Source organism: Actinomycetota bacterium (genome assembly GCA_030017835.1).
In the GTDB taxonomy this organism is placed as follows: domain Bacteria; phylum Actinomycetota; class Aquicultoria; order UBA3085; family Oleimmundimicrobiaceae; genus Yes70-04.
This window is the reverse complement of record JASEGU010000010.1, coordinates 26535-45293: the sequence shown is the minus strand read 5'-3', so window position 1 is coordinate 45293 and position 18759 is coordinate 26535. Positions and strand designations below refer to the sequence as shown.

Below are 18759 nucleotides of genomic sequence, written 5' to 3'. Positions count from 1 at the left end.
TGGTTATCAAGCATAAAGGTATCATATCACAGTACCAGTTAGGTAGGAATCACCATGTTTAAAGCTGCTTAGTCACTCCGGCCGGCTTGGTTTAAAAACCCTTTGCCGTTTGTGATTCTGAGCCCCTCTCTATGAATTCGGCTCGAGCCAGATAGCCTCGAAGGGGACTCTTCCCTCTTTCAGGACCACCCTGGCCTCCTCTTCACTTTCGGGTGCTATCTTCAAGGCGATCCCGCAATTTGCACTGATGGAGCGGGGGACCGGAACCACCACGACTTCTATCTTTTCCTTCAAAATTCGCTCGGCCTTGAGGGCATGATGTGTTGAATAAAAGGTGATTATTGAGTGACCCTTCAAGAGAGCATTACCCCCTCTTTGAGATGGCGATAAGAGCGTCGAAAAACGCCTCCACCTCGGCCTCGGTGTTCAAATAGCTGAGGCTGGCCCTAACCGTGCCATGCGGATGGGTCCCGATGGTCAAGTGAGCCCAGGGAGAGCAGTGGAGTCCGACTCGCACCATGATATCGTGCTCGCTATCTAAAATGTAGCCGACCTTAGAGGCCGAAAGGCCTTCTAGATTGAAGGAGAAGATGGGAAGGCGCGCCTCGTCCGCTATTTTAACCGGCTGGGTCAGCCCCTCAATCTTGGCAAGACCTTCTCCCATCATCCCAATAAGTTTTAGTTCGTGAGCCCTTACCTTGCCGACCCCTTGATCCAGTATAAACTCGGCTCCGGCCAGCAGCCCAACGAGTCCATGGGTATTTGGGGTTCCGCTCTCCAATGAGTCGGGGAGAAAATCCGGCTGAATATCGCTCTCAGAAGCGCTTCCCGTCCCGCCAAAGATAAGGGGGGAGATTTCGACCCCCTCCCCGATATACAGACCGCCCGTTCCTTGGGGGCCAAAGAGCGATTTATGGCCGGTGAAGGCGAGGATATCTATCTTCATCTTATCTACGTCTATTTCTATCACTCCGGCAGTCTGAGCTGCATCGACCATAAAGATTGCGCCAGCCTCACTCGCTATCTCTCCGACGCCTTCGATGTCCATGACGGCCCCGGTCACGTTGGAGGCGTGGACTAGCGATATCAGCTTGGTGCTCGGCCTTAAGGCCGCCTTGAAGTCGGCCGGATCGATGAGGGAGGTTTTGGGATCGGCCGGTATTATGGTCAGCTCGACTCCTAAACTCTCCAGATGGCGCAGAGGACGGGCGACCGAATTGTGCTCCATGCTGCTCGTGATGACGTGATCGCCGGCCTTGAGGAGTCCAAAGAGGGCCATATTTATCGCGTAGGTGGCATTATGGGTGAAGATGATCCGCAAAGGATCGGTGACCCCAAGGATAGTGGCCATGGCCTCTTTGGCAAGATATATCGATCTTGCCGCCTCAACCGAGAGGCGATGGCCGGAGCGGCCCGGATTGGCCCCTATGTTCTCAAAGAAGTCGGCCACGGCGGCGGAAACGGCCTGTGGTTTGGGATATGAGGTTGCAGCGTTATCGAAGTAGATGTTCATCTTAAGCCCTTAAATGGATAGTATCTTCTCAGCCTTCTTGAATGATTCGGTGGTGTCATACATGTTGGATATCTTGCCCACCACCAGGTCTTCCTTCAGACCGTAATAGTCGAGACAGGTCCCACAGGAGAGGACCTCGGCTCCCAAAGATTCAAGCTCTTTTAGACCATCGAGAACGGGAGAGCCGGATTTTGCGACCTTGTCCAGCCTCTATTCTCACCAAGAAGTGGCCTTCCATCTCCTCTTGGCTGGTCGAGCAGCCAAGACTTTCGGCCATCCGGATGACATTGTCTCTGGCAAAGTCTCCCCTCACCTTGACCTCGATAATCTCCTCTCCGTCTTCTATGGCCTTCTTGACCAAAATGACCGGCTCGGAACGGGAAAAACCTCTGGCATCGATCTCAAACATGGATAAGCCTCCTCCTTAGCGACTAAAGGGACTTCGCCTGAGCCAGGTAAAGGAATGGGGCGGCCCAAGAAGTAAGCTTAAAATATCATATCTTGGGCCGCCCTTTAAACTTAAAATCTTAAAAACCCATTACCGTCTCAACTTCACAGAGTTGTTCTAGACCTTCTCCATATTCATGAAGCCGATCACGGCGGTAAGCAGCAGGGCGATGATGACGGCATACTTGGCAAAGATGGGAACGCCGCTCGGGGAAGCAGCCAGCATGAAGTTGTGCGAGATGGCCGCGCCAAATATCATGCCAAGGACGGTCATGGCCGAATCGGAGTTGCCGCCACCCGAAAGGACTAGCTGACGCAGCGGACAGCCGCCCAGAAGGGCCGAGGCAAAACCGACCAGACCTAAGCCAAGGAAATTCCAGAGGTATTCACCATGGGCGACGGGTTGGCCGGCAAATCCAAGATTGAAGGCCGGAGCATTGACCCCATTGACCCCCAGAACTTGAACGGCGATATTGCCCAAAAAGACGGCAAGCAATATGGCAAGTGAACCCTTGGCCAGATGCCAATCCTTAATCAATACTATATCCCTAACCCCGCCGGCCATGCAGAGCCTACTCTTTTGAGCCAGATAGCCGACGAGTAGCCCCGCGCCAATCGAGAGGATGATGGAAGCGTGCTGGGCGGCCGGCCCTTCCTTGCTAAAAAAGACGGGCCCACCGGCCGCCGGATTGAACATGGGCTTAAAGATGAGAAGGAGGAGCATGATGGCCATTATTGAAGGGAGGATGAAGCCGTTTATTCTGGTCTGAACCTGGGTGCGGCCAAGGTCGAAGCCCTTCTTCAAGAAGTATACGCCGATGGCAACTCCGGCAACGAAACCGATTAGACCGATGAGGGCGTTTAGATCGCCGCCGCCAAGGCGAATCATCATCCTAAGAGGGCAGCCCAGAAAGACAAGGGCCCCGATCATCACAAAGATGCCAAGGATGAACCTGGTGAGCGTCGAGGAACCACCCTCGGCCTTGAACTCCTTGCCGATGAGACTCGCAAAGAGCGCCCCAAATACGATACCGATTATCTCGGGCCGGATGTATTGAACCGGGGCCGCCCGGTGAAGACCGAGGGCGCCCGCGATATCCCGCTCGAAGCAGGCGGTGCAAAAACCCATATTTATCGGGTTACCAAAGAGCACCAAGGCGACGGCAATGAACCCGATAACGGCGCCGGCCGACCAAATCATGAGATTATCCTTCTTCATTAACTGACTCCTTTTGTAAGATTAAGACGGAATTCTAGGCCATCACTTTCGACCGAGACCAGTCTGCCCGTCTTCTCGGCCATCCTGATTACGTTCTCTTTGGCGGCCGGATTATCGACAAGAACGACAATCTCAGCGTCCGGATTCTTTTCAACCGCCTCTTTAGTCCTGATGACGGGGAGCGGACAGGATAAGCCCCTCGCATCGACCTCCACTTCCAAGACCATCACCTCCTTATAAATATGACTTATGAACAATATAAGCATATATTTAACATAAGGGGGGTTTGCGGTCAAGGGATTACTCCTGATTTGGAAGAGAAAAAAGAAGGGCTCCTAATAAAGGAGCCCATCGCATACGATCAATAGACCGGCGGTCTCTGGGGAGCTTTAAGCTCTGGCGGATAGATACTCGTCGATCGAGGCGGCCGCTTGCTTGCCGGCTCCCATAGCCAGAATCACGGTTGCCGAGCCGGTTATGATGTCGCCGCCGGCAAAGACCCCCTTCATGCTGGTCGTGCCCTTCTCGTCGGCCTCGATATATCCCTTAGGGTTCAATTTAAGCTTTGGCGTTGCCTTGAGCAGAAGGGGATTAGCCCCTGTTCCGACGGCTGCGATGACCACATCGGCCTCGAGGGTAAAATTAGAGCCCTCCTTGATGACGGGGCGGCGCCTGCCACTCGCGTCGGGCTCGCCAAGGGTCGTCTCTATGCACTCGATCGCTTTGAGCCAGCCGCTTTCGCCGATCAGCTTTCTGGGCAGCGTCAACGTCTTGAATATGATGCCCTCCTCTTTGGCGTGGTGGGCCTCCTCGGCTCTTGCCGGCATCTCCTCTTCGGTTCGGCGATAGACTAGGTAAACTTCGCTTGCCCCCAGGCGCTTGGCCGTTCTTGCCGAGTCCATGGCCACGTTGCCGCCACCGACTACGACCACCTTGTGCCCCCTTTTGATGGGCGTATCGTGCTCCGGAAAGAGGTGTGATTTCATCAGATTGACCCGGGTTAGAAATTCGTTGGCCGAATAGACGCCATTTAGATTCTCGCCCTCAATCCCCAAGAAGTGGGGAAGGCCAGCCCCGGTGCCGATAAAGACCGCCTCATATCCCTGCTCGAAGAGGTCATCGACCGTCAAAGTGTTTCCGATCACAAAGTTGGTCCGTATCTCAACGCCAAGACCCTTAACGTAATCGATCTCGGCTTCGACTATTTTTTTGGGCAGTCTAAATTCTGGGATACCGTAGACCAGAACCCCGCCCGCCTTGTGGAGGGCTTCGAAGATGGTGACCGAATAGCCCAGTTTGGCCAGATCTCCAGCGCTGACCAGACTTGCCGGGCCCGAGCCGACCACGGCTACCTTCTTGCCTTTGGACTCTACTTTGGAACCGGCAGCCACATCTTGGCTCCGCTCCGAGTCGGCTGCAAACCGCTCTAGAAGACCGATGGCTATCGGATCGGACTTCTTGGCCAGGATACACTCCTTTTCGCACTGGTTCTCTTGGGGACAGACCCGCCCGCAGACGGCCGGCAGACTATTCTTCTCCTTGATCTTCTTGATGGCAGCGGCCGGATTGCCTTCCTTCAAAAGCTTTATGAAGGCCGGGATATCGATGCCGACCGGACATCCTCCCACGCAGGCCGGTTTTTTACACTGCAGGCAGCGCTCGGCTTCCGCCCTCGCCTGCTTCTCATCGTAACCCAAGGAGACTTCATCGAAATTGTCCATCCGCTCTTTGGCATCCTGCTCCCGGGCAGATAGCCTTTCGCCTTTTGCCATCATTTGCGTTCACCTTTCGAGCCGCAACCGCCTTCACATTGCCGTTCGAACCTTTCCAAAGAGGCCTTCTCTTCGTCCAGATATATCCTTTGCCTGATCATCAGCTCATCGAAATCGACCTCGTGGCCGTCAAAATCGGGCCCGTCGACGCAGCAGAACTTGGTCTGACCGCCAATGGTGACCCGGCAAGAGCCGCACATGCCCGTGCCATCGACCATGATCGAGTTCAGGCTGACCACGGTCTCGACCCCGAAGGGCTCGGTCGTCTTGCAGACGAACTTCATCATGATGGCCGGGCCGATGGCGATGACCCGATCGACTCTCTTGCCGCTCTCGATGAGCTGTCTTAAGGGATCGGTACAGACGCCAGAGATCCCGCGGCTTCCGTCGTCCGTGGTGATGATGAAGTCGTCGCTGATGGCTTTGAGCTCATCCTCTAAGACGAGCAGTTCAGCCGTTCTCGCACCCAAAATGGTGATTATCTCATTTCCCTTCGCTTTCAATGCCTTGGCTATCGGCAAAATGACGGCCGCCCCGACTCCGCCGGCCACGCAGACGACCGTACCAAGCCTCTCTATCTCGGAAGGCCTCCCCAAGGGGCCGACCATATCGGAAAGACTATCTCCCGCCTCCATATAAGCCAGTTCCTTGGTCGTCTTGCCGATGGCCTGAAACATTATCGAAACGGTTCCCTTTGAGCCATCATAGTCGCAGATGGTCAAGGGAATCCGCTCTCCGGTTTCATTTATACGAAGGATTAAGAATTGTCCCGGCTTGGCCTTCCTTGCGATATTGGGGGCCGAGATATCATAGTGATAAACTGCTGGTCCGATGGTTCTTTTGGTTAGAATTTCAAACACTTGTATCTCCCTGTTTCAAAGTTTCTCCCCATATATTTACGGCAAGTCAAACAAAAGTCAAGTCAGATATGTTATAAATATAGTAAATGAAGCAATAAAAGGAGGTGATAAAATGAAGAGGTTTACCGCTTTATTTTTGACGCTCATCCTTATTACGACAATCCTAACCTTAACCGGTTGCACCAAGAGGACCATCCAGACAGAGGACGGCGCTATCGATGTGAGCACCGGCTTGGGCGGAGACAAGGTGACCGTAACCTCCGATCAGGGCACCGGCGAGTTTGGAGCCGGAACCGAGCTTCCGGCCAATTGGCCGGATGATATGCCGATATATCCGGGGGCGACCCCTTACGGCAACATCAACATCTCCGGCGAGGAGAACTTGGAGACCGTTGCGGCCGTCTTGTTAACAAACGACTCCATCGATCAAATGAAGAGCTTCTACGACAAAGAGCTCGTGGCCAATGGCTGGAAGATCGAAAGCACCTTCACTGCCGATACCGGCGAGGGCAAGATCATTACCTATTCGGCGGTCAAGGGGAGTAGAATGGCCGGGGTCGTCTTGGGCGAGGATACTGTGGAAGAAGCCGAAGGAAACAACATCACGATAACGATATCGACTAAGTAACTATCAGGTAGTTAGTGTGACTGCCTGGGGCGGCCGGTCATTTTGGACTTCCCATTTACCGCACCGGCCGCCCCAGCAGGCTAAAGTCTCAGCCCCTTTAGAGATCTTGACTATCTCGCAGCCGTTAGAGCAGCCGTTGCAATTGAAACTCACCGTCTTGAACTCCATCTTGGCGGCCGAAAAGCCCCTAAATTCCCCTTTAAAACCCTCTTTTTCCGCCGCCGATTTGGCCAGAAGTGCCGCCCCGATCGCCCCCATGACGTTGTGGTATTTGGGAATTATCACCTCCGCTTCGAGCTCCTCTTCGAAGGCCTTCTTGATTCCAAGATTTGCGGCCACCCCACCCTGAAAAATTATCGGCGAGGCTATCTCCTTGCCTTTGGCTACGTTATTGAGATAGTTCCTGACCAGAGATTTGCATAATCCATAGATGATATCCTCGATGTGGTATCCAACCTGCTGCTTATGGATCATATCCGATTCGGCAAAGACCGTGCAGCGCCCGGCAATCTGAGCGGGGGTTTTGGAGCGGAGGGCGTAATCGCCGAAATCCTCGATATCGATGCCAATCCGCCCCGCCTGATGATCGAGAAATGAGCCGGTTCCGGCCGCGCAAATGGTGTTCATGGCGAAATCGACCACGATGCCGCCGCGCAGAATGATTATCTTGGAGTCCTGACCGCCTATCTCCAGAACCGTCCTGGCATCCGGGATGATCTTTAAGGCCGCGACCGCGTGGGCGGTTATCTCGTTCTTGACTACGTCGGCTCCGACTATCACCCCGCTTAAGGCCCGGGCGCTCCCGGTCGTTCCGGCCGCTTCGATCCTAAGACCGGGCGGAAGGAGCCTCTCCAATTCGACCAGACCGCTCTGGACGGCTGAGATCGGGTCGCCCATCGTCCTGCGATATATGTAGGCGATCATCTCCTCCTTGCCGTCCATGACAACCAGGTTGGTGCTGACCGAGCCGACATCGACCCCAAGATAGCCGACCATCATACAGCCCTCCTCTCAAGTCTCCTGCTCTTCAGAAGATCGGTGAAGGCTTCCAGTCTGGTCATGATCCCAGCCCGGCCCGTCTGTTCATCTATGCTCAATGTTAAGACGGGCATATCCATCTCTCTGACCACCTTGCCAAGCACGCTCTTTGCTATTATCTCCGGCATGCAGGTGAAGGGGAGAAGTTGGATGACCCCATCAAAACCCTCTTTGGCAAATTTGACCACGTGGCCCACGGTCGACTGACCCTCCCCGCCAACGAAGTGGGAGAGGTATGGCTGTGCCAGATGGGCTAACTCGCTTCGGCTGGTCCCAAGGATCCGGTTCCTTTTTAAGGGATCCAGCCAATCGGTGAGATAGACCGATCTCTCCACGTATATGCCTTTCTGGCCGAGGGTCTTTTCGATGTCGAAGTTGACGAAGGGCTCCAAGACGACGTAGAACTCGCCGACCAGACCTATCTTCAAAAAGCCCTCGGTCTCTTCTTTTTCGACCAAGCTAAGTAGCCTCAGCGCCTCTTTTCTGAGCGTCTCAAGCTCGGTTCCGGAATTTGCCTTCCTTATCAGTTGGACGGCCTTAAAATGGGCAAGATCCGTCGCGCCCGAGAACCTTTCAAAGCATCTCATCTTCAAGACTTCGCACTCCAGCTCATCCATGACCGTCGCCTTAGCCCAGGCGATCTTAACTTGGTGGGCGATCTCTAAGAACGATCTCTTAGGGACGAGCTTAGCGCAGGCTGCAAGGAAATCGCCATAGCTGACCCTAAGTGGCTTCATGACCACCATTTCGAAGTCCTTGCCCAAAGATTCGAGCATCCTCCTTTGGACTTCGGCATATAGACCGAACCGGCAGGGGCCGATCCCGCCGGCCATGACCGCAAGGTTGGCCCCTGCCTCCAAGCCCTCTATCAGGTTGCCCACTGTAACCTTCAGCGGAAAGCAGGCGAATTCGGGCGAATGCTTGACCCCAAGGTTGATCGTCCTAAGCGAGGTCTTCGGTGGGACGACCACCTCAACCCCGAGCCTGGTGAAGAGGTCGCTAAGGATAATGTCTAAGTTGCCAAGATGAGGGAAGGTCAGCTTCATATCGCCTCGGCCGCCTTCTTTCGCTCTATCATATCGAGAAAAGCCTCCAGCCGGGTCAATATGCCGGCCGATCCGCTGTGCTCATCTATGACGATGGACATGATGGGGATATTGCCCCCCCGTTTTTTGGCCTCATCTTCGATTATCATCTGGACCAGAGAGTCAGGCCCGCAAGCGAAGGAGAGGAGGTAGACTATGCCATCGACTAAGCCGGCATCGATCCAGTCCAAAGCCGCCGAGACGACTTCCTTTTCATACGTCCAGAAGAGCTCCTTTTCGACCGGCAAGATCTTGCGAATATTCGACTTGACCGAGTTCGTCTCGATCGTCACGACCTCGACTTTGGATCCAACCAATCTATCCAAGATATTCATGTTGATGAAGGGGTCGAACACGTTGTAGGGATGACCGAGAAGACCGATCTTTAGCCCTTCCTTCAGACCGCAAAGGCGCCCCTCTCTAATCAAGGGATTATGATGAGCGAGAGAGGGCTTGGGTGATCTTAGAGACTTAAAACCTTTGTGGACGGCGAGTCCGATCTTTACTACATCATCGGTGAAGTAGCGGCCGAGCTCAAAGATGGATGAGACGACCCCCCTTAGGCCGAGCTTGCGATCTATGGTGCAGGAGATTATTTGGGGGAGATCATCGTCCAAAGCGCTTATCATATCGGGCAGCCCCAAAAATTTGGGGCAGGTGTAGGCATCCTTTTCGATGCTGACAACCCTGGGGATGAATATGCCGTCCACCTTGTCTTTTAAGCTTAAGACGTGCCCGTAGAAGACCTTAAGCGGCAGGCAGGCCTCGTTCTCGGCCGCTTTTACTCCCAGATTCAAGATGGATTTATCGGTCTTGCCGGATAAGACGACCTCTACCCCGAGCCCAGAGAAGAACCCGTCCCACAGAGGAGAGTATTTGTAGTAGAGCAGGGCTTGTGGAATGCCTATCTTCATTCTGCATCAAACCCTTTCGGTAGAGATTAGATTATAACCCCTTCTTTCATGTACGGGCAATACGATGGAAGATTGAGAAGGTGGGCTTAACTATTATATGATGGCAAGGTGATTTAATTATGAAGAGAAAAACAATAACACAAAGCGCGGTAATGATAGCGATAGTCTTGCTGATAGGCTTAGCCCTCTTTGCTAAAAAGGGCGTCTATGAAAGCGTCCCCTATGAGAAGACGGAAGTCCTCATGGACACCTTCGTAACCATCAAGGCATTCGGAAGCGACAAGGAGATGGTTGAGGAGGGGGTGGGCGCGGCTTTTGCCGAGATAAAGAGGCTGGATGAGCTGATGAGCTTCTACTCCAAAGAGAGCGAAGTTGCGGCCATCAACGAAGTCAGCGGCCAAAGATTCGTCCGCGTCTCTTTTGACACCTTTGAGCTGATCTCTTTGAGCTTGGACGTCTCAAGGAAGAGCCTTGGCGCCTTTGATCCGACGGTTGGAAGCATTGAACATCTCTGGGACTTTGTCGAAAAAAGACGAGCCGACCCTAGCGAGCTTGCGGCCGCAGTAGCCCTCGTCGGCTATGAAGGGATCGAGTTGGACGAGGATAAACGGGCCGTAAGACTGAAAGCCGAGGGAGCTAAGATAGATCTCGGGGGCGTGGCCAAGGGCTACGCCTTGGACCGGGCGGCCGATATATTAAGAGATAACGGAATCGAGAGCGCCCTTTTGACCATGGGCAGCACGACCAAGGTCATCGGGGTCAAGGCCGATGGGAAGCCCTGGAAGGTCGGTATCCAAAATCCCCGTTTTGCCGGAGACGGCTCCCTTGTCGGCGTCCTTTCTCTGGACGGACTTGCCTTAAGCACCTCGGGAGATTATCAGCGCTACTTTGAAGAGGATGGCATCCGCCTCCACCACATCCTGGATCCCAAGACCGGGATGCCGGCCGAGGGCCTGATGAGCGCAAGCGTCATCGGAGAGATTACGGCCGCCGAGGCCGATGCTCTCTCGACGGCCGTATTTGTCATGGGCAACGAGAAAGGCTTGGAGTTTTTGGAAAGTGACGACCAGATCGAGGGCATCTTGGTCCTATCTGATGGAAGCGTCAAGATAACTTCGGGGCTTGAGGGCAGGGTTCAAGAATTAAAGGATAATGCCTGGGATTGAAAGGAGAGGGCGAAGGGCTTCGTTTTCCCCTTCGCCCTCTCTTAAAACTTAAATAGATCCGATCAAAGTAGCCAAGTTTGACCGATTTTAAACCAAGAAAGCTAGATGTACTTTTCGGCCAGATCTCCAAAGAAGGGCAACTTATACTTCTCGCCCTGGTAGGCCTTAACCATGAGGACCACCCAGAGCACAAGCCCGATCAATGAGATCAAAGAGCTGATTCCCCAGCCAATATACCAAAACATATTGGTAACAAAACCTAAAACGCTTAAGAAGCCGAATACGAGGATGGACTGCATGGCATGAAAACGGATGTACTCATCTTTGGGGGTTATCAGATAAAAGATGATTCCGCTTATCCAGCCAAAAGCGTAGCAAAGAAGACCCGCTAGCTTTGGGTCCAGTCCCGTGCCTGAAGATGATTCTTTCTTCTCTTCTTCCAAATCATTCACCTCCCCTCTTCGAGCTTGAGAAGATGTATAAGAATATTAAAGCATAAAAAAGCTAGGGGCGCCCTGTGCGGGCGCCCCTATTTACAATCACCTTGACCAAGACGCTAACCTATAGCCAGCTCCTTCTTCTTGGCCGGCTTTTTGGCCTTCTCGAAGGCGAGTTCGCCGCCCGTAAGTGAGACCTTAACCAGATCCCCCTCGCCGAACTTGCCCCTGATTATCTCCGAGGCCAGAGCATTTTCGATCAAGCGCTGGATGGCCCGCCTTAAGGGGCGCGCCCCAAGTTTGGGGTCATCACCCTCCTTGGCCAAGAAAGCCTTGGCCTCGCCGGTCACCTCTATCTCCATTTCCCGCTCTTTCAGTTGCTCCTTTAGCTCGCCAAGCATGATATCGACGATCTTTAAGATCTCATCCTCGGTCAACTCTCGGAAGATGATGATCTCATCTATCCGGTTTAGAAATTCGGGCCTAAAGCTCCTTTTGAGTTCGGCCATAATGACCTGCTTCATCTTATCGTGAGAGGCCTCAGTCTCCTTCTCGCTCCCAAATCCCAAAGAGCCCTTCTCCTTCTGGATCAGGTGGGCCCCAAGGTTGGAGGTCATAATGATGACCGTATTCTTGAAGCTGACCGTCCGTCCCTTGGCGTCGGTCAAACGCCCGTCGTCGAGTATCTGAAGAAGCGTGTTGAAGACATCGGGATGGGCCTTCTCGATCTCGTCGAAGAGGATGACCGAGTAGGGACGACGCCTGACCGCCTCGGTCAGTTGACCGCCCTCCTCGAAGCCGACGTAGCCGGGAGGCGCCCCAACCAGGCGCGAAACGGTATGTCTCTCTTGGTACTCGCTCATATCTATCCTGATCATGGCGTCGTCGTCGTCGAAGAGGAACTCGGCCAGCGCCTTGGTAAGCTCAGTCTTGCCGACGCCAGTCGGCCCCAAGAAGATGAAGGAGCCGATGGGCCGACGCGGATTCTTGAGCCCCGCTCTCGCCCGACGAATCGCTTCGGAGACGCGGGAAACCGCCTCGTCTTGACCGATGATCCGCCCGTGCAGCTCCTCCTCCATGCGAATCAGCTTTTCGGCCTCCTCTTCCAGCATTCGGCTGACTGGAATCCCCGTCCAACTGGAGACGACGGCCGCGATGTTCTCGGCCGAGACGGTCGAGCTGGTAATCCCTTTTTCGGCCAGCCAATCCTCCCGTTTGACGTTGAACTCGGTCTGCAGGCGGTCGGTCTCATCTCGAAGTTTGGCCGCCTTTTCATAGTCGCGCGATTGGACGGCCTCCTCGCCCTCTTTGGTCAAGACGTGAAGCTGATTTTCCAATTTACGCAAGCCGGGCGGGAGCATAATCGACTCCAGGCGAAGCTTGGAGGCCGCCTCGTCCATCAGATCTATCGCCTTGTCGGGCAGAAAACGATCGGTCACGTAACGGCTGGATAATTTAGCCGCCGCCTCCAAAGCCTCGTCGCTGATCTTGACCCGATGATGAGCCTCGTAGCGGTCGCGCAGCCCTTTGAGTATCTCGATCGTCTGCTCGACGTTTGGCTCACTCACCATGATCGGCTGAAATCTGCGCTCTAGGGCCGGGTCCTTCTCGATATATCTTCTGTACTCGTCCAAGGTGGTCGCCCCGACGCATTGAAGCTCGCCGCGAGCGAGCGCCGGTTTGAGCAGACTGGAGGCGTCGAGAGCTCCTTCGGCCGCTCCGGCTCCGACCACGTTATGGAGCTCGTCGATGAAGAGGATTATCTCGCCGCTCGCCTTCTTTATCTCATCGATGACGCCCTTTAGTCTCTCCTCAAACTCACCCCTATATTTGGCTCCGGCGACTAAGCTCCCCAAATCGAGCGAGACGACCTGCTTATCCTTGAGTATCTCAGGCACCTCGCTGCCCACGATGGCCTGGGCCAAGCCTTCGGCGATGGCCGTCTTGCCGACGCCGCTATCTCCGATCAGGACCGGGTTGTTCTTGGTCCGGCGGGAAAGTATCTGGATGACCCGCTTTATCTCCTCGGTGCGTCCTATGACCGGATCTAACTTGCCCTCCTTGGCTGCGGCCGTCAGGTCGCGGCTATATTTGGCCAGCATCTTGCCCTTTGGAGCCAGGCTTTCGTCGGTAAAGCCGTCTCTTCTAATTTGGCGCAGAGCCCCGTAAATCTTATCTTCACTAAAGCCGAGGTCGCGAAGCATGATGGCCCCCGGTCCCTCGCCCTCCTTCAAGATACCGATCAGGAGGTGCTCGCTTCCGACGTAGTTATCCCCAAGATGCTTGGCTTCTTCGGCTGCGATATCTATCGCCTTCTTAAGCCTTGGGGTCAGAACGAACTGCTCGATGAAGCCGTAGGCCTTATCGCGCCGGCTGAGCTCCACGATATCGTTTATCCTGATCCTGGCTTCGCCGATATCGGCGCCCAGAAGTGAAAATATCTGGGGGATGATGCCGTCGGTCTGGGCGAGCAGACCGAGCAATAGATGTTCGGTCCCCATCTGATTATTGTTTATCCTGCGAAGCGCGTCCTGGGCAACCGCCACAGCTTCCCGCGCCTTTTCCGTAAATTGATCGAACATTTAAATCACCTTCCTTCGTCTCTCTTTACCATGCTTCCTTTGGGAAACACGACTATATCTCTACGATAGCTCCTGTGAACGCTATCTATCTCTTTGACCATTTCATTCTTAAACTCATCCATGCCTCTCTTCATCTCTTCCATCTTTTTGTCCATCTCTTCGATCTGATCGTTCAAATTCATGATCATCTTGACCCCGGAAAGATTTATCCCAAGATCGCTCGTGAGCCTCTGAACATATTTGAGCATCTCTATATCTTCGTCCGAGTAGAGACGGGTCTTGCCGTCGCTTCTAGACGGCGAAATTATCTCTTTGGCCTCATACATCCGAAGGGTCTGAGGATGGAGGCCGGCAAGTCTGGCCGCCACCCCTATCATATAGACCCCTCTCTTCTCTCTATCCTTCATCTCTCTCACCGTTTAAATCGTTATACAAGCTTATCCAGATTCTCTCTGGGATTATCCTTATCTATGGCTGCCAGCTTCTCCAAGATCTCCTTCTTCTCGCCTTTGAGGTTTTTGGGCACGGAAATCTTGGCCTTTATCAGCATATCTCCCTTGCCGCGTCCCTTGAGACGCGGTGCCCCCTTACCTTTGAGCGAGAAAATCTGCCCGTCCTGAGTGCCGGCTGGGATTTTGAGCGATATCGCCCCGCTCATGGTCGGCACTTTGATCTTAGCCCCAAGGGCCGCTTCGGTGAACTTTAGCGGCAGATCCATCAGGATATCGCCGCCATCCCGCTTGAAGACGGGGTGGGGTTTTACCTTGGTTATCACATAAAGGTCTCCGGGTGGGCCGCCTTTATAACCAGCCTCCCCTTTGCCGGGAAATCTTATCCTGGCCCCATCGGTCACACCGGCCGGTATCTTGATATTGACTGGTTCGGTCTTGGCCGAGCGTCCCTTGCCCCTGCAAGTCGGACAGAGGTTGTCGATGACCGTCCCCTTGCCGAGGCAAGTCGGACAGGGCCGGCTGATGCTAAAGAAGCCCTGGTTCTGAGCGATCTGACCGCTTCCGCCGCAAGAAGGACAGGTTTTCGGGAAGGTTCCAGGTTTGGCCCCGCTTCCCGAGCAGGTGGTGCAAGCCGCCTCCCTAGTGACGTTAAGTTTTATTGAGGCCCCGCTGAAGGCCTGCTCGAAGGAGATCTGGACGCTGTATTGAAGGTCTCGCCCCCGCTCTGGCATATCGTAGCCTCTGGTCCGCCCGCCCATACCGAACATATTGAAGATATCAGAGAACTGGCCAAAATCTCCAAAGCCGCCAAAACCGGGATCGGCTCCGGGGCGAAAGCCGCCGCCCGACTGAAAGTATTTGACCCCTCGGTCATAATCTGAGCGCTTCTTCTCATCGGAGAGAACCTCATAGGCCTCGCTTATCTCCTTGAACTTCTCCTCCGACTCCTTCTTCTTGGCCTCCTCGGCCTTGTCGGGATGAAATTCGCGGGCGAGCTTACGATAGGCCTTCTTTATCTCATCGGCCGTAGCCTTCTTATCGACACCCAATATTTGATAGTAGTCTTTGTGATTATGGTTAGGCATATTTTTAATATTTCCTCATCAAGATTTAACCGAGCCCCTAGGAGCGCGGCTTGGCCACCTTGACCACGGCCGGCCGAATGACGCGACCGCCCAAAGCGTAGCCCTTCTGAAAGACCTCGACCACGCTTCCCTCCTCATATTCGTCGCTTTCCACCTGCATGAAAGCCTCGTGGTGAAGGGGATCAAACTTTTCTCCAACCGGATCGATGACGCTTAGGCCCTCTTTTTTAAGGGTTTCGGCAAGTTGGGCCATAACCAGCTCTATGCCCTTCTTGAAGGAATCTAAATCGGAAGAGTCGTTTGAAGCGGCAAGCGCCCTCTCCAGATTATCCAGAGTCGGCAAGACCTTAAGGACGATATCCTTGGAAGCCATCTCGAAGAAGGCTGCCTGATCCCGCTCGACCCGCTTCTTATAATTTTCAAACTCGGCTTTGAGTCTCTGAAGCATCTCCACATAGGAAGCGATCTCTTCATTCTTCTTTTTGAGCTCTTCCTTTAAAACGGCTAGATCGCCCTTCTTCTCTTTTTGGCCCTTCTCTTGTTTGGGATGCGCAGACTCACTTACGCCTTTAGCCCCCTTCTCTTCTCTTTCAGTCATCTATAAACCTCCGACTAGTTAAGGCTCTGGGAGCTGCGATTAAAGTCGCGTCCCCCAAATAATCCGCTCAAAGAGCCCTTATTATTCCTTACCTTCCTCGTCGACAACTTCGTAGTCGGCATCGACAACCTGGCCTTCGGCAGATCCTTCTGTTCCTCCCTCGCCGCTCTGGGCCTGAGCCTGCGCATAGAGGACCTCGGCCAGCTTGTAGGCGGCCTGCTGGAGCTTCTCGGTCGCCTCCTTGATCTTGGCAATGTCGCCGCCCTTTAGAGCCTCTTTGGCCTCGGCAAGGGCCGACTCGATGCCTACCCCATCCTCTTCGGCCAATTTATCCTTGGCTTCATCCAAGCTCTTTTCGGTATTATAGACGAGGTTGTCGGCGTTATTTCTTGCCTCGGCCTCCTCTTTTCTCTTTAGATCCTCGGCCGCATGCGATTCGGCCTCGCGAACCATCTTATCTATCTCTTCGCTCGAGAGCGATGAGGTTCCGGTGACCGTCATGGCCTGCTCCTTGCCAGTGCCGAGATCCTTGGCCGAGACATGGGTGATGCCGTTGGCATCAATGTCGAAGGCGACCTCGATCTGAGGGATCCCCCTTGGCGCGGCCGGTATGCCGACCAAATGAAAACGGCCAAGCGTCTTATTGCCCGGGACCATCGGACGCTCACCCTGGAGGGCGTGGATCTCTACGCTATTCTGCCCGTCCTCGGCTGTGGTGAAGATCTCGCTCTTTCTCGTCGGGATGGTGGTATTCCTCTCGATCAGTTTGGTGAAGATTCCGCCCTTGGTCTCGATGCCCAGAGATAGCGGGGTAACATCGAGAAGCAGGACCTCCTTCACATCACCCTTGAGGACGCCCGCCTGGATGGAAGCCCCAACCGCTACCACCTCATCGGGATTGACTCCCTTGTGAGGCTCCTTGCCGGCTAGCTTTTTGACCAGATCGTGGACGGCCGGCATACGGGTTGAGCCGCCGACCAGGATGATGTGGTCGAGGTCGGACACCTTTATCTTGGCATCATCGACCGCCCGATTGAAAGCGGCAACGCACTTCTCCAAGAGATCGGCCGTCATCTTCTGAAATTCGGAGCGGGTCAAGTTCATGTCCAAGTGGAGCGGACCTTGGTCGCTTGCGGTGATGAAGGGTAGATTTATGCTGGTGCTCTGGGCGCTAGAGAGCTCAGTCTTAGCCTTTTCGGCCGCCTCTTTGAGCCTTTGGAGAGCCATCTTATCTTTGGAGAGATCGACGCCGTTTTTGGATTTGAAATCCTCAACCATCCAGTCGATGACCAGCTGATCCCAGTCGTCGCCGCCAAGATGGGTGTCGCCGCTCGTCGATTTGACCTCAAAGACCCCCTCGCCAAGCTCCAAGATGGATACATCGAAGGTTCCACCGCCAAGGTCGAAGACTAAAATCGTCTCTTCCTTGCTCTTTCCAAGACCGTAAGCGAGAGCGGCCGCCGTCGGCTCGTTGATGATCCTTAAGACCTCAAGACCGGCGATGGCGCCCGCATCTTTGGTGGCCGTCCTCTGAGAGTCGTCAAAGTAGGCTGGCACGGTGATGACGGCCTGGGTGATCTTCTCGCCGAGGTAAGCCTCGGCGTCCCTCTTCAGTTTTTGCAGGATGAAGGCTGAGATCTGCTCGGGGGTATAGTCTTTCCCCTCGATCTTGACCTTATCTTTGGTGCCCATCTTCCGCTTGATTGAGCGGATGGTGTGATCGGGGTTGACGATGGCCTGCCTCTTGGCGACCTCGCCGACCAGAACCTCCCCGCCCTTGGAAAACGCAACAACCGACGGGGTAACCCTGCCGCCCTCGGCGTTGGGGATTACCGTCGGTTCGCCGCCCTCCAAGACGGCCATACAAGAGTTGGTGGTGCCCAAATCGATGCCCAGTACTTTTGCCATCGCTATCACTCCTTCAATAGATTAATAACTTTAGTTTAAAGACAGTATAAAATCTAAGTCGTTTAATGTCAAATTTATGATTTTGAGATTGAACTGGCTTTTAAAAGGTGGTTGAAAAATTAATTTTTGGTAAAATTTAGATTTCGTCTTTACAAACCATTTTTCTTTATGTATAAGTTTTCTTATGCGCACTAAAGCAAATACTCACAAATAATCGAGGAGGAAGCCTTATGCCAAGACCAATCGTAGATAGCGATGAATGCACCGGCTGCGGAATCTGTGTGGACGTCTGCCCTAATGACGTTCTTGAGCTGGTAGATGATATTTCGTCCCCCACCAACGAGGACGCCTGCGACGGCTGCGGACTCTGCGCCGAAGAGTGCCCTATGGAAGCCATCGTCATCGAGGAAGACTAGGCTCTTTCTTACGGATGAAAAAGGGCGGGGAGCGATCGCTCCCCGCCCTTTTCTTTTATCTCTTTAGATCATCTTCAAAAAGAGTTCGTGAATCCTCATGTCCTCAGTCAGTTCGGGGTGGAAGGCGGCGGCAAGGAGGCTCTTCTCTTTGGCCATGACGATATGGGAATCAAGCTCGGCCAAGACTTCGACCCCTTCGCCCACCCGCTCTATCCAAGGAGCCCTGATGAAGACAGCATTAAAGGGTCCTCCCTCTAGACCGGCCACCTCTATCTCGGCCTCAAAGCTCTCCTTCTGACGGCCAAAAGCATTTCGTCTCACCTCGATATCCATGATCGAAAGGCTCTCTTCGGCAGGTCCGATCAGACCCTTGGCCATCAGAATCATCCCGGCGCAGGTGCCAAAGATGGGAAGTCCGCCCTGAGCCAAATCCTTGATGGGCTTAATAAGGCCGTACTTCGCCATCAGCTTTGAGATGGTCGTGCTCTCGCCGCCGGGAATAATCAAGCCATCAATATTTGAGAGCTCATGGGGTTTCTTTATGATGACCCCATGAGCTCCCGCTCTCTCTATCATCCTTAAGTGTTCCCTGACCGCTCCTTGGAGGGAGAGCACGCCGATGCCCTTCATGATCCTGTT

General features: G+C 53.9%; 21 protein-coding genes. 3 read left to right on the top strand and 18 right to left on the bottom strand.

The features are described 5' to 3' along the window. Positions 1–129: 129 nt before the first annotated feature. From QMD53_04035 to QMD53_04000, 8 genes are all read right to left on the bottom strand, one after another. Positions 130–357, bottom strand: coding sequence for a DUF3343 domain-containing protein (locus QMD53_04035; GenBank protein MDI6799828.1), 228 nt, complete (start codon positions 355–357; stop codon positions 130–132). 7 nt (positions 358–364) lie between these two features. Beyond that, positions 365–1513, bottom strand: coding sequence for an aminotransferase class V-fold PLP-dependent enzyme (locus tag QMD53_04030; protein MDI6799827.1), 1149 nt, complete (start codon positions 1511–1513; stop codon positions 365–367). 9 nt (positions 1514–1522) lie between these two features. Next, on the bottom strand, positions 1523–1660 hold the full coding sequence (locus tag QMD53_04025; protein MDI6799826.1) for a hypothetical protein: 138 nt from the start codon (positions 1658–1660) through the stop codon (positions 1523–1525). Between the two features lie 4 nt (positions 1661–1664). Continuing rightward, the gene (locus QMD53_04020; GenBank protein MDI6799825.1) at positions 1665–1922 is read right to left on the bottom strand and encodes a sulfurtransferase TusA family protein; all 258 of its coding nucleotides are present in this window, start codon (positions 1920–1922) and stop codon (positions 1665–1667) included. Between the two features lie 156 nt (positions 1923–2078). After that, positions 2079–3179, bottom strand: a complete 1101-nt coding sequence (yedE, locus tag QMD53_04015; GenBank protein ID MDI6799824.1) for a YedE family putative selenium transporter — start codon at positions 3177–3179, stop codon at positions 2079–2081. Further along, the gene (locus QMD53_04010; protein ID MDI6799823.1) at positions 3179–3406 is read right to left on the bottom strand and encodes a sulfurtransferase TusA family protein; all 228 of its coding nucleotides are present in this window, start codon (positions 3404–3406) and stop codon (positions 3179–3181) included. The genes yedE and QMD53_04010 overlap by 1 nt, the downstream gene beginning before the upstream one ends. A 162-nt stretch (positions 3407–3568) precedes the next feature. Next, positions 3569–4954, bottom strand: coding sequence for an NADPH-dependent glutamate synthase (gene gltA, locus QMD53_04005; GenBank protein MDI6799822.1), 1386 nt, complete (start codon positions 4952–4954; stop codon positions 3569–3571). Further along, positions 4951–5811 carry a sulfide/dihydroorotate dehydrogenase-like FAD/NAD-binding protein gene (locus QMD53_04000; GenBank protein ID MDI6799821.1) on the bottom strand — a complete coding sequence of 287 codons (861 nt, stop codon included), beginning with the start codon at positions 5809–5811 and terminating at the stop codon, positions 4951–4953. The genes gltA and QMD53_04000 overlap by 4 nt, the downstream gene beginning before the upstream one ends. Before the next feature lie 112 nt (positions 5812–5923). On the opposite strand from QMD53_04000, the gene QMD53_03995 reads away from it, so the two are divergent. Continuing rightward, positions 5924–6439 carry a hypothetical protein gene (locus QMD53_03995; protein MDI6799820.1) on the top strand — a complete coding sequence of 172 codons (516 nt, stop codon included), beginning with the start codon at positions 5924–5926 and terminating at the stop codon, positions 6437–6439. 3 nt (positions 6440–6442) lie between these two features. Here QMD53_03995 and QMD53_03990 read toward each other — a convergent pair whose 3' ends face one another. Genes QMD53_03990 through QMD53_03980 form a run of 3 tightly spaced genes read right to left on the bottom strand, consistent with a single transcriptional unit; the run spans position 6443 to position 9476 of the window. Further along, positions 6443–7435 carry an acyl-CoA dehydratase activase gene (locus QMD53_03990; GenBank protein MDI6799819.1) on the bottom strand — a complete coding sequence of 331 codons (993 nt, stop codon included), beginning with the start codon at positions 7433–7435 and terminating at the stop codon, positions 6443–6445. Then, on the bottom strand, positions 7435–8523 hold the full coding sequence (locus tag QMD53_03985) for a CoA protein activase (protein MDI6799818.1): 1089 nt from the start codon (positions 8521–8523) through the stop codon (positions 7435–7437). The genes QMD53_03990 and QMD53_03985 overlap by 1 nt, the downstream gene beginning before the upstream one ends. Continuing rightward, positions 8520–9476: an acyl-CoA dehydratase activase-related protein gene (locus QMD53_03980; protein ID MDI6799817.1), complete on the bottom strand. Its 957-nt coding sequence runs from the start codon at positions 9474–9476 to the stop codon at positions 8520–8522. Before QMD53_03980 ends, QMD53_03985 begins: the two co-directional genes overlap by 4 nt. A gap of 119 nt (positions 9477–9595) precedes the next feature. On the opposite strand from QMD53_03980, the gene QMD53_03975 reads away from it, so the two are divergent. Continuing rightward, entirely contained in the window at positions 9596–10642 is a 1047-nt protein-coding gene (locus QMD53_03975) for an FAD:protein FMN transferase (GenBank protein MDI6799816.1), read from the top strand. Between the two features lie 101 nt (positions 10643–10743). Here QMD53_03975 and QMD53_03970 read toward each other — a convergent pair whose 3' ends face one another. The 6 genes from QMD53_03970 to dnaK all read right to left on the bottom strand — a co-directional run bounded on the left by QMD53_03970 (position 10744) and on the right by dnaK (position 17704). After that, positions 10744–11085, bottom strand: a complete 342-nt coding sequence (locus QMD53_03970) for a DUF4870 domain-containing protein (GenBank protein ID MDI6799815.1) — start codon at positions 11083–11085, stop codon at positions 10744–10746. Positions 11086–11198: 113 nt separating this feature from the next. Beyond that, complete coding sequence (locus tag QMD53_03965) at positions 11199–13661, bottom strand: AAA family ATPase (protein ID MDI6799814.1); 2463 nt, start codon at positions 13659–13661, stop codon at positions 11199–11201. A 5-nt stretch (positions 13662–13666) separates the two neighbouring features. Beyond that, positions 13667–14068 (bottom strand): helix-turn-helix transcriptional regulator, encoded by a 402-nt coding sequence (locus QMD53_03960; GenBank protein ID MDI6799813.1) that lies wholly within the window; start codon positions 14066–14068, stop codon positions 13667–13669. 20 nt (positions 14069–14088) lie between these two features. Further along, positions 14089–15198 (bottom strand): molecular chaperone DnaJ, encoded by a 1110-nt coding sequence (dnaJ, locus tag QMD53_03955; protein MDI6799812.1) that lies wholly within the window; start codon positions 15196–15198, stop codon positions 14089–14091. Positions 15199–15235: 37 nt separating this feature from the next. After that, positions 15236–15796 (bottom strand): nucleotide exchange factor GrpE, encoded by a 561-nt coding sequence (gene grpE / locus QMD53_03950; GenBank protein ID MDI6799811.1) that lies wholly within the window; start codon positions 15794–15796, stop codon positions 15236–15238. A gap of 81 nt (positions 15797–15877) precedes the next feature. Next, positions 15878–17704, bottom strand: coding sequence for a molecular chaperone DnaK (gene dnaK / locus QMD53_03945; GenBank protein MDI6799810.1), 1827 nt, complete (start codon positions 17702–17704; stop codon positions 15878–15880). A 230-nt stretch (positions 17705–17934) separates the two neighbouring features. Here dnaK and QMD53_03940 point away from each other — a divergent pair, with 230 nt between their 5' ends. Further along, complete coding sequence (locus tag QMD53_03940) at positions 17935–18120, top strand: 4Fe-4S binding protein (protein MDI6799809.1); 186 nt, start codon at positions 17935–17937, stop codon at positions 18118–18120. 63 nt (positions 18121–18183) lie between these two features. Here QMD53_03940 and pdxT read toward each other — a convergent pair whose 3' ends face one another. Then, complete coding sequence (pdxT, locus tag QMD53_03935; GenBank protein ID MDI6799808.1) at positions 18184–18750, bottom strand: pyridoxal 5'-phosphate synthase glutaminase subunit PdxT; 567 nt, start codon at positions 18748–18750, stop codon at positions 18184–18186. Between the last annotated feature and the right edge of the window lie 9 nt (positions 18751–18759).

Coding starts and splice junctions, on each gene's coding strand:
- QMD53_03980 (MDI6799817.1), bottom strand. CDS start 9,476: ATGAAGATAGGCATTCCACAAGCCCTGCTCTACTACAAATACTCTCCT.
- QMD53_03940 (MDI6799809.1), top strand. CDS start 17,935: ATGCCAAGACCAATCGTAGATAGCGATGAATGCACCGGCTGCGGAATC.
- QMD53_03960 (MDI6799813.1), bottom strand. CDS start 14,068: ATGAAGGATAGAGAGAAGAGAGGGGTCTATATGATAGGGGTGGCGGCC.
- QMD53_03985 (MDI6799818.1), bottom strand. CDS start 8,523: ATGAAGCTGACCTTCCCTCATCTTGGCAACTTAGACATTATCCTTAGC.
- QMD53_03995 (MDI6799820.1), top strand. CDS start 5,924: ATGAAGAGGTTTACCGCTTTATTTTTGACGCTCATCCTTATTACGACA.
- yedE (MDI6799824.1), bottom strand. CDS start 3,179: ATGAAGAAGGATAATCTCATGATTTGGTCGGCCGGCGCCGTTATCGGG.
- dnaK (MDI6799810.1), bottom strand. CDS start 17,704: ATGGCAAAAGTACTGGGCATCGATTTGGGCACCACCAACTCTTGTATG.
- QMD53_04020 (MDI6799825.1), bottom strand. CDS start 1,922: ATGTTTGAGATCGATGCCAGAGGTTTTTCCCGTTCCGAGCCGGTCATT.
- dnaJ (MDI6799812.1), bottom strand. CDS start 15,198: ATGCCTAACCATAATCACAAAGACTACTATCAAATATTGGGTGTCGAT.
- gltA (MDI6799822.1), bottom strand. CDS start 4,954: ATGATGGCAAAAGGCGAAAGGCTATCTGCCCGGGAGCAGGATGCCAAA.
- QMD53_03990 (MDI6799819.1), bottom strand. CDS start 7,435: ATGGTCGGCTATCTTGGGGTCGATGTCGGCTCGGTCAGCACCAACCTG.
- QMD53_03975 (MDI6799816.1), top strand. CDS start 9,596: ATGAAGAGAAAAACAATAACACAAAGCGCGGTAATGATAGCGATAGTC.
- QMD53_03965 (MDI6799814.1), bottom strand. CDS start 13,661: ATGTTCGATCAATTTACGGAAAAGGCGCGGGAAGCTGTGGCGGTTGCC.
- QMD53_04010 (MDI6799823.1), bottom strand. CDS start 3,406: ATGGTCTTGGAAGTGGAGGTCGATGCGAGGGGCTTATCCTGTCCGCTC.
- grpE (MDI6799811.1), bottom strand. CDS start 15,796: ATGACTGAAAGAGAAGAGAAGGGGGCTAAAGGCGTAAGTGAGTCTGCG.
- pdxT (MDI6799808.1), bottom strand. CDS start 18,750: ATGAAGGGCATCGGCGTGCTCTCCCTCCAAGGAGCGGTCAGGGAACAC.
- QMD53_04030 (MDI6799827.1), bottom strand. CDS start 1,513: ATGAACATCTACTTCGATAACGCTGCAACCTCATATCCCAAACCACAG.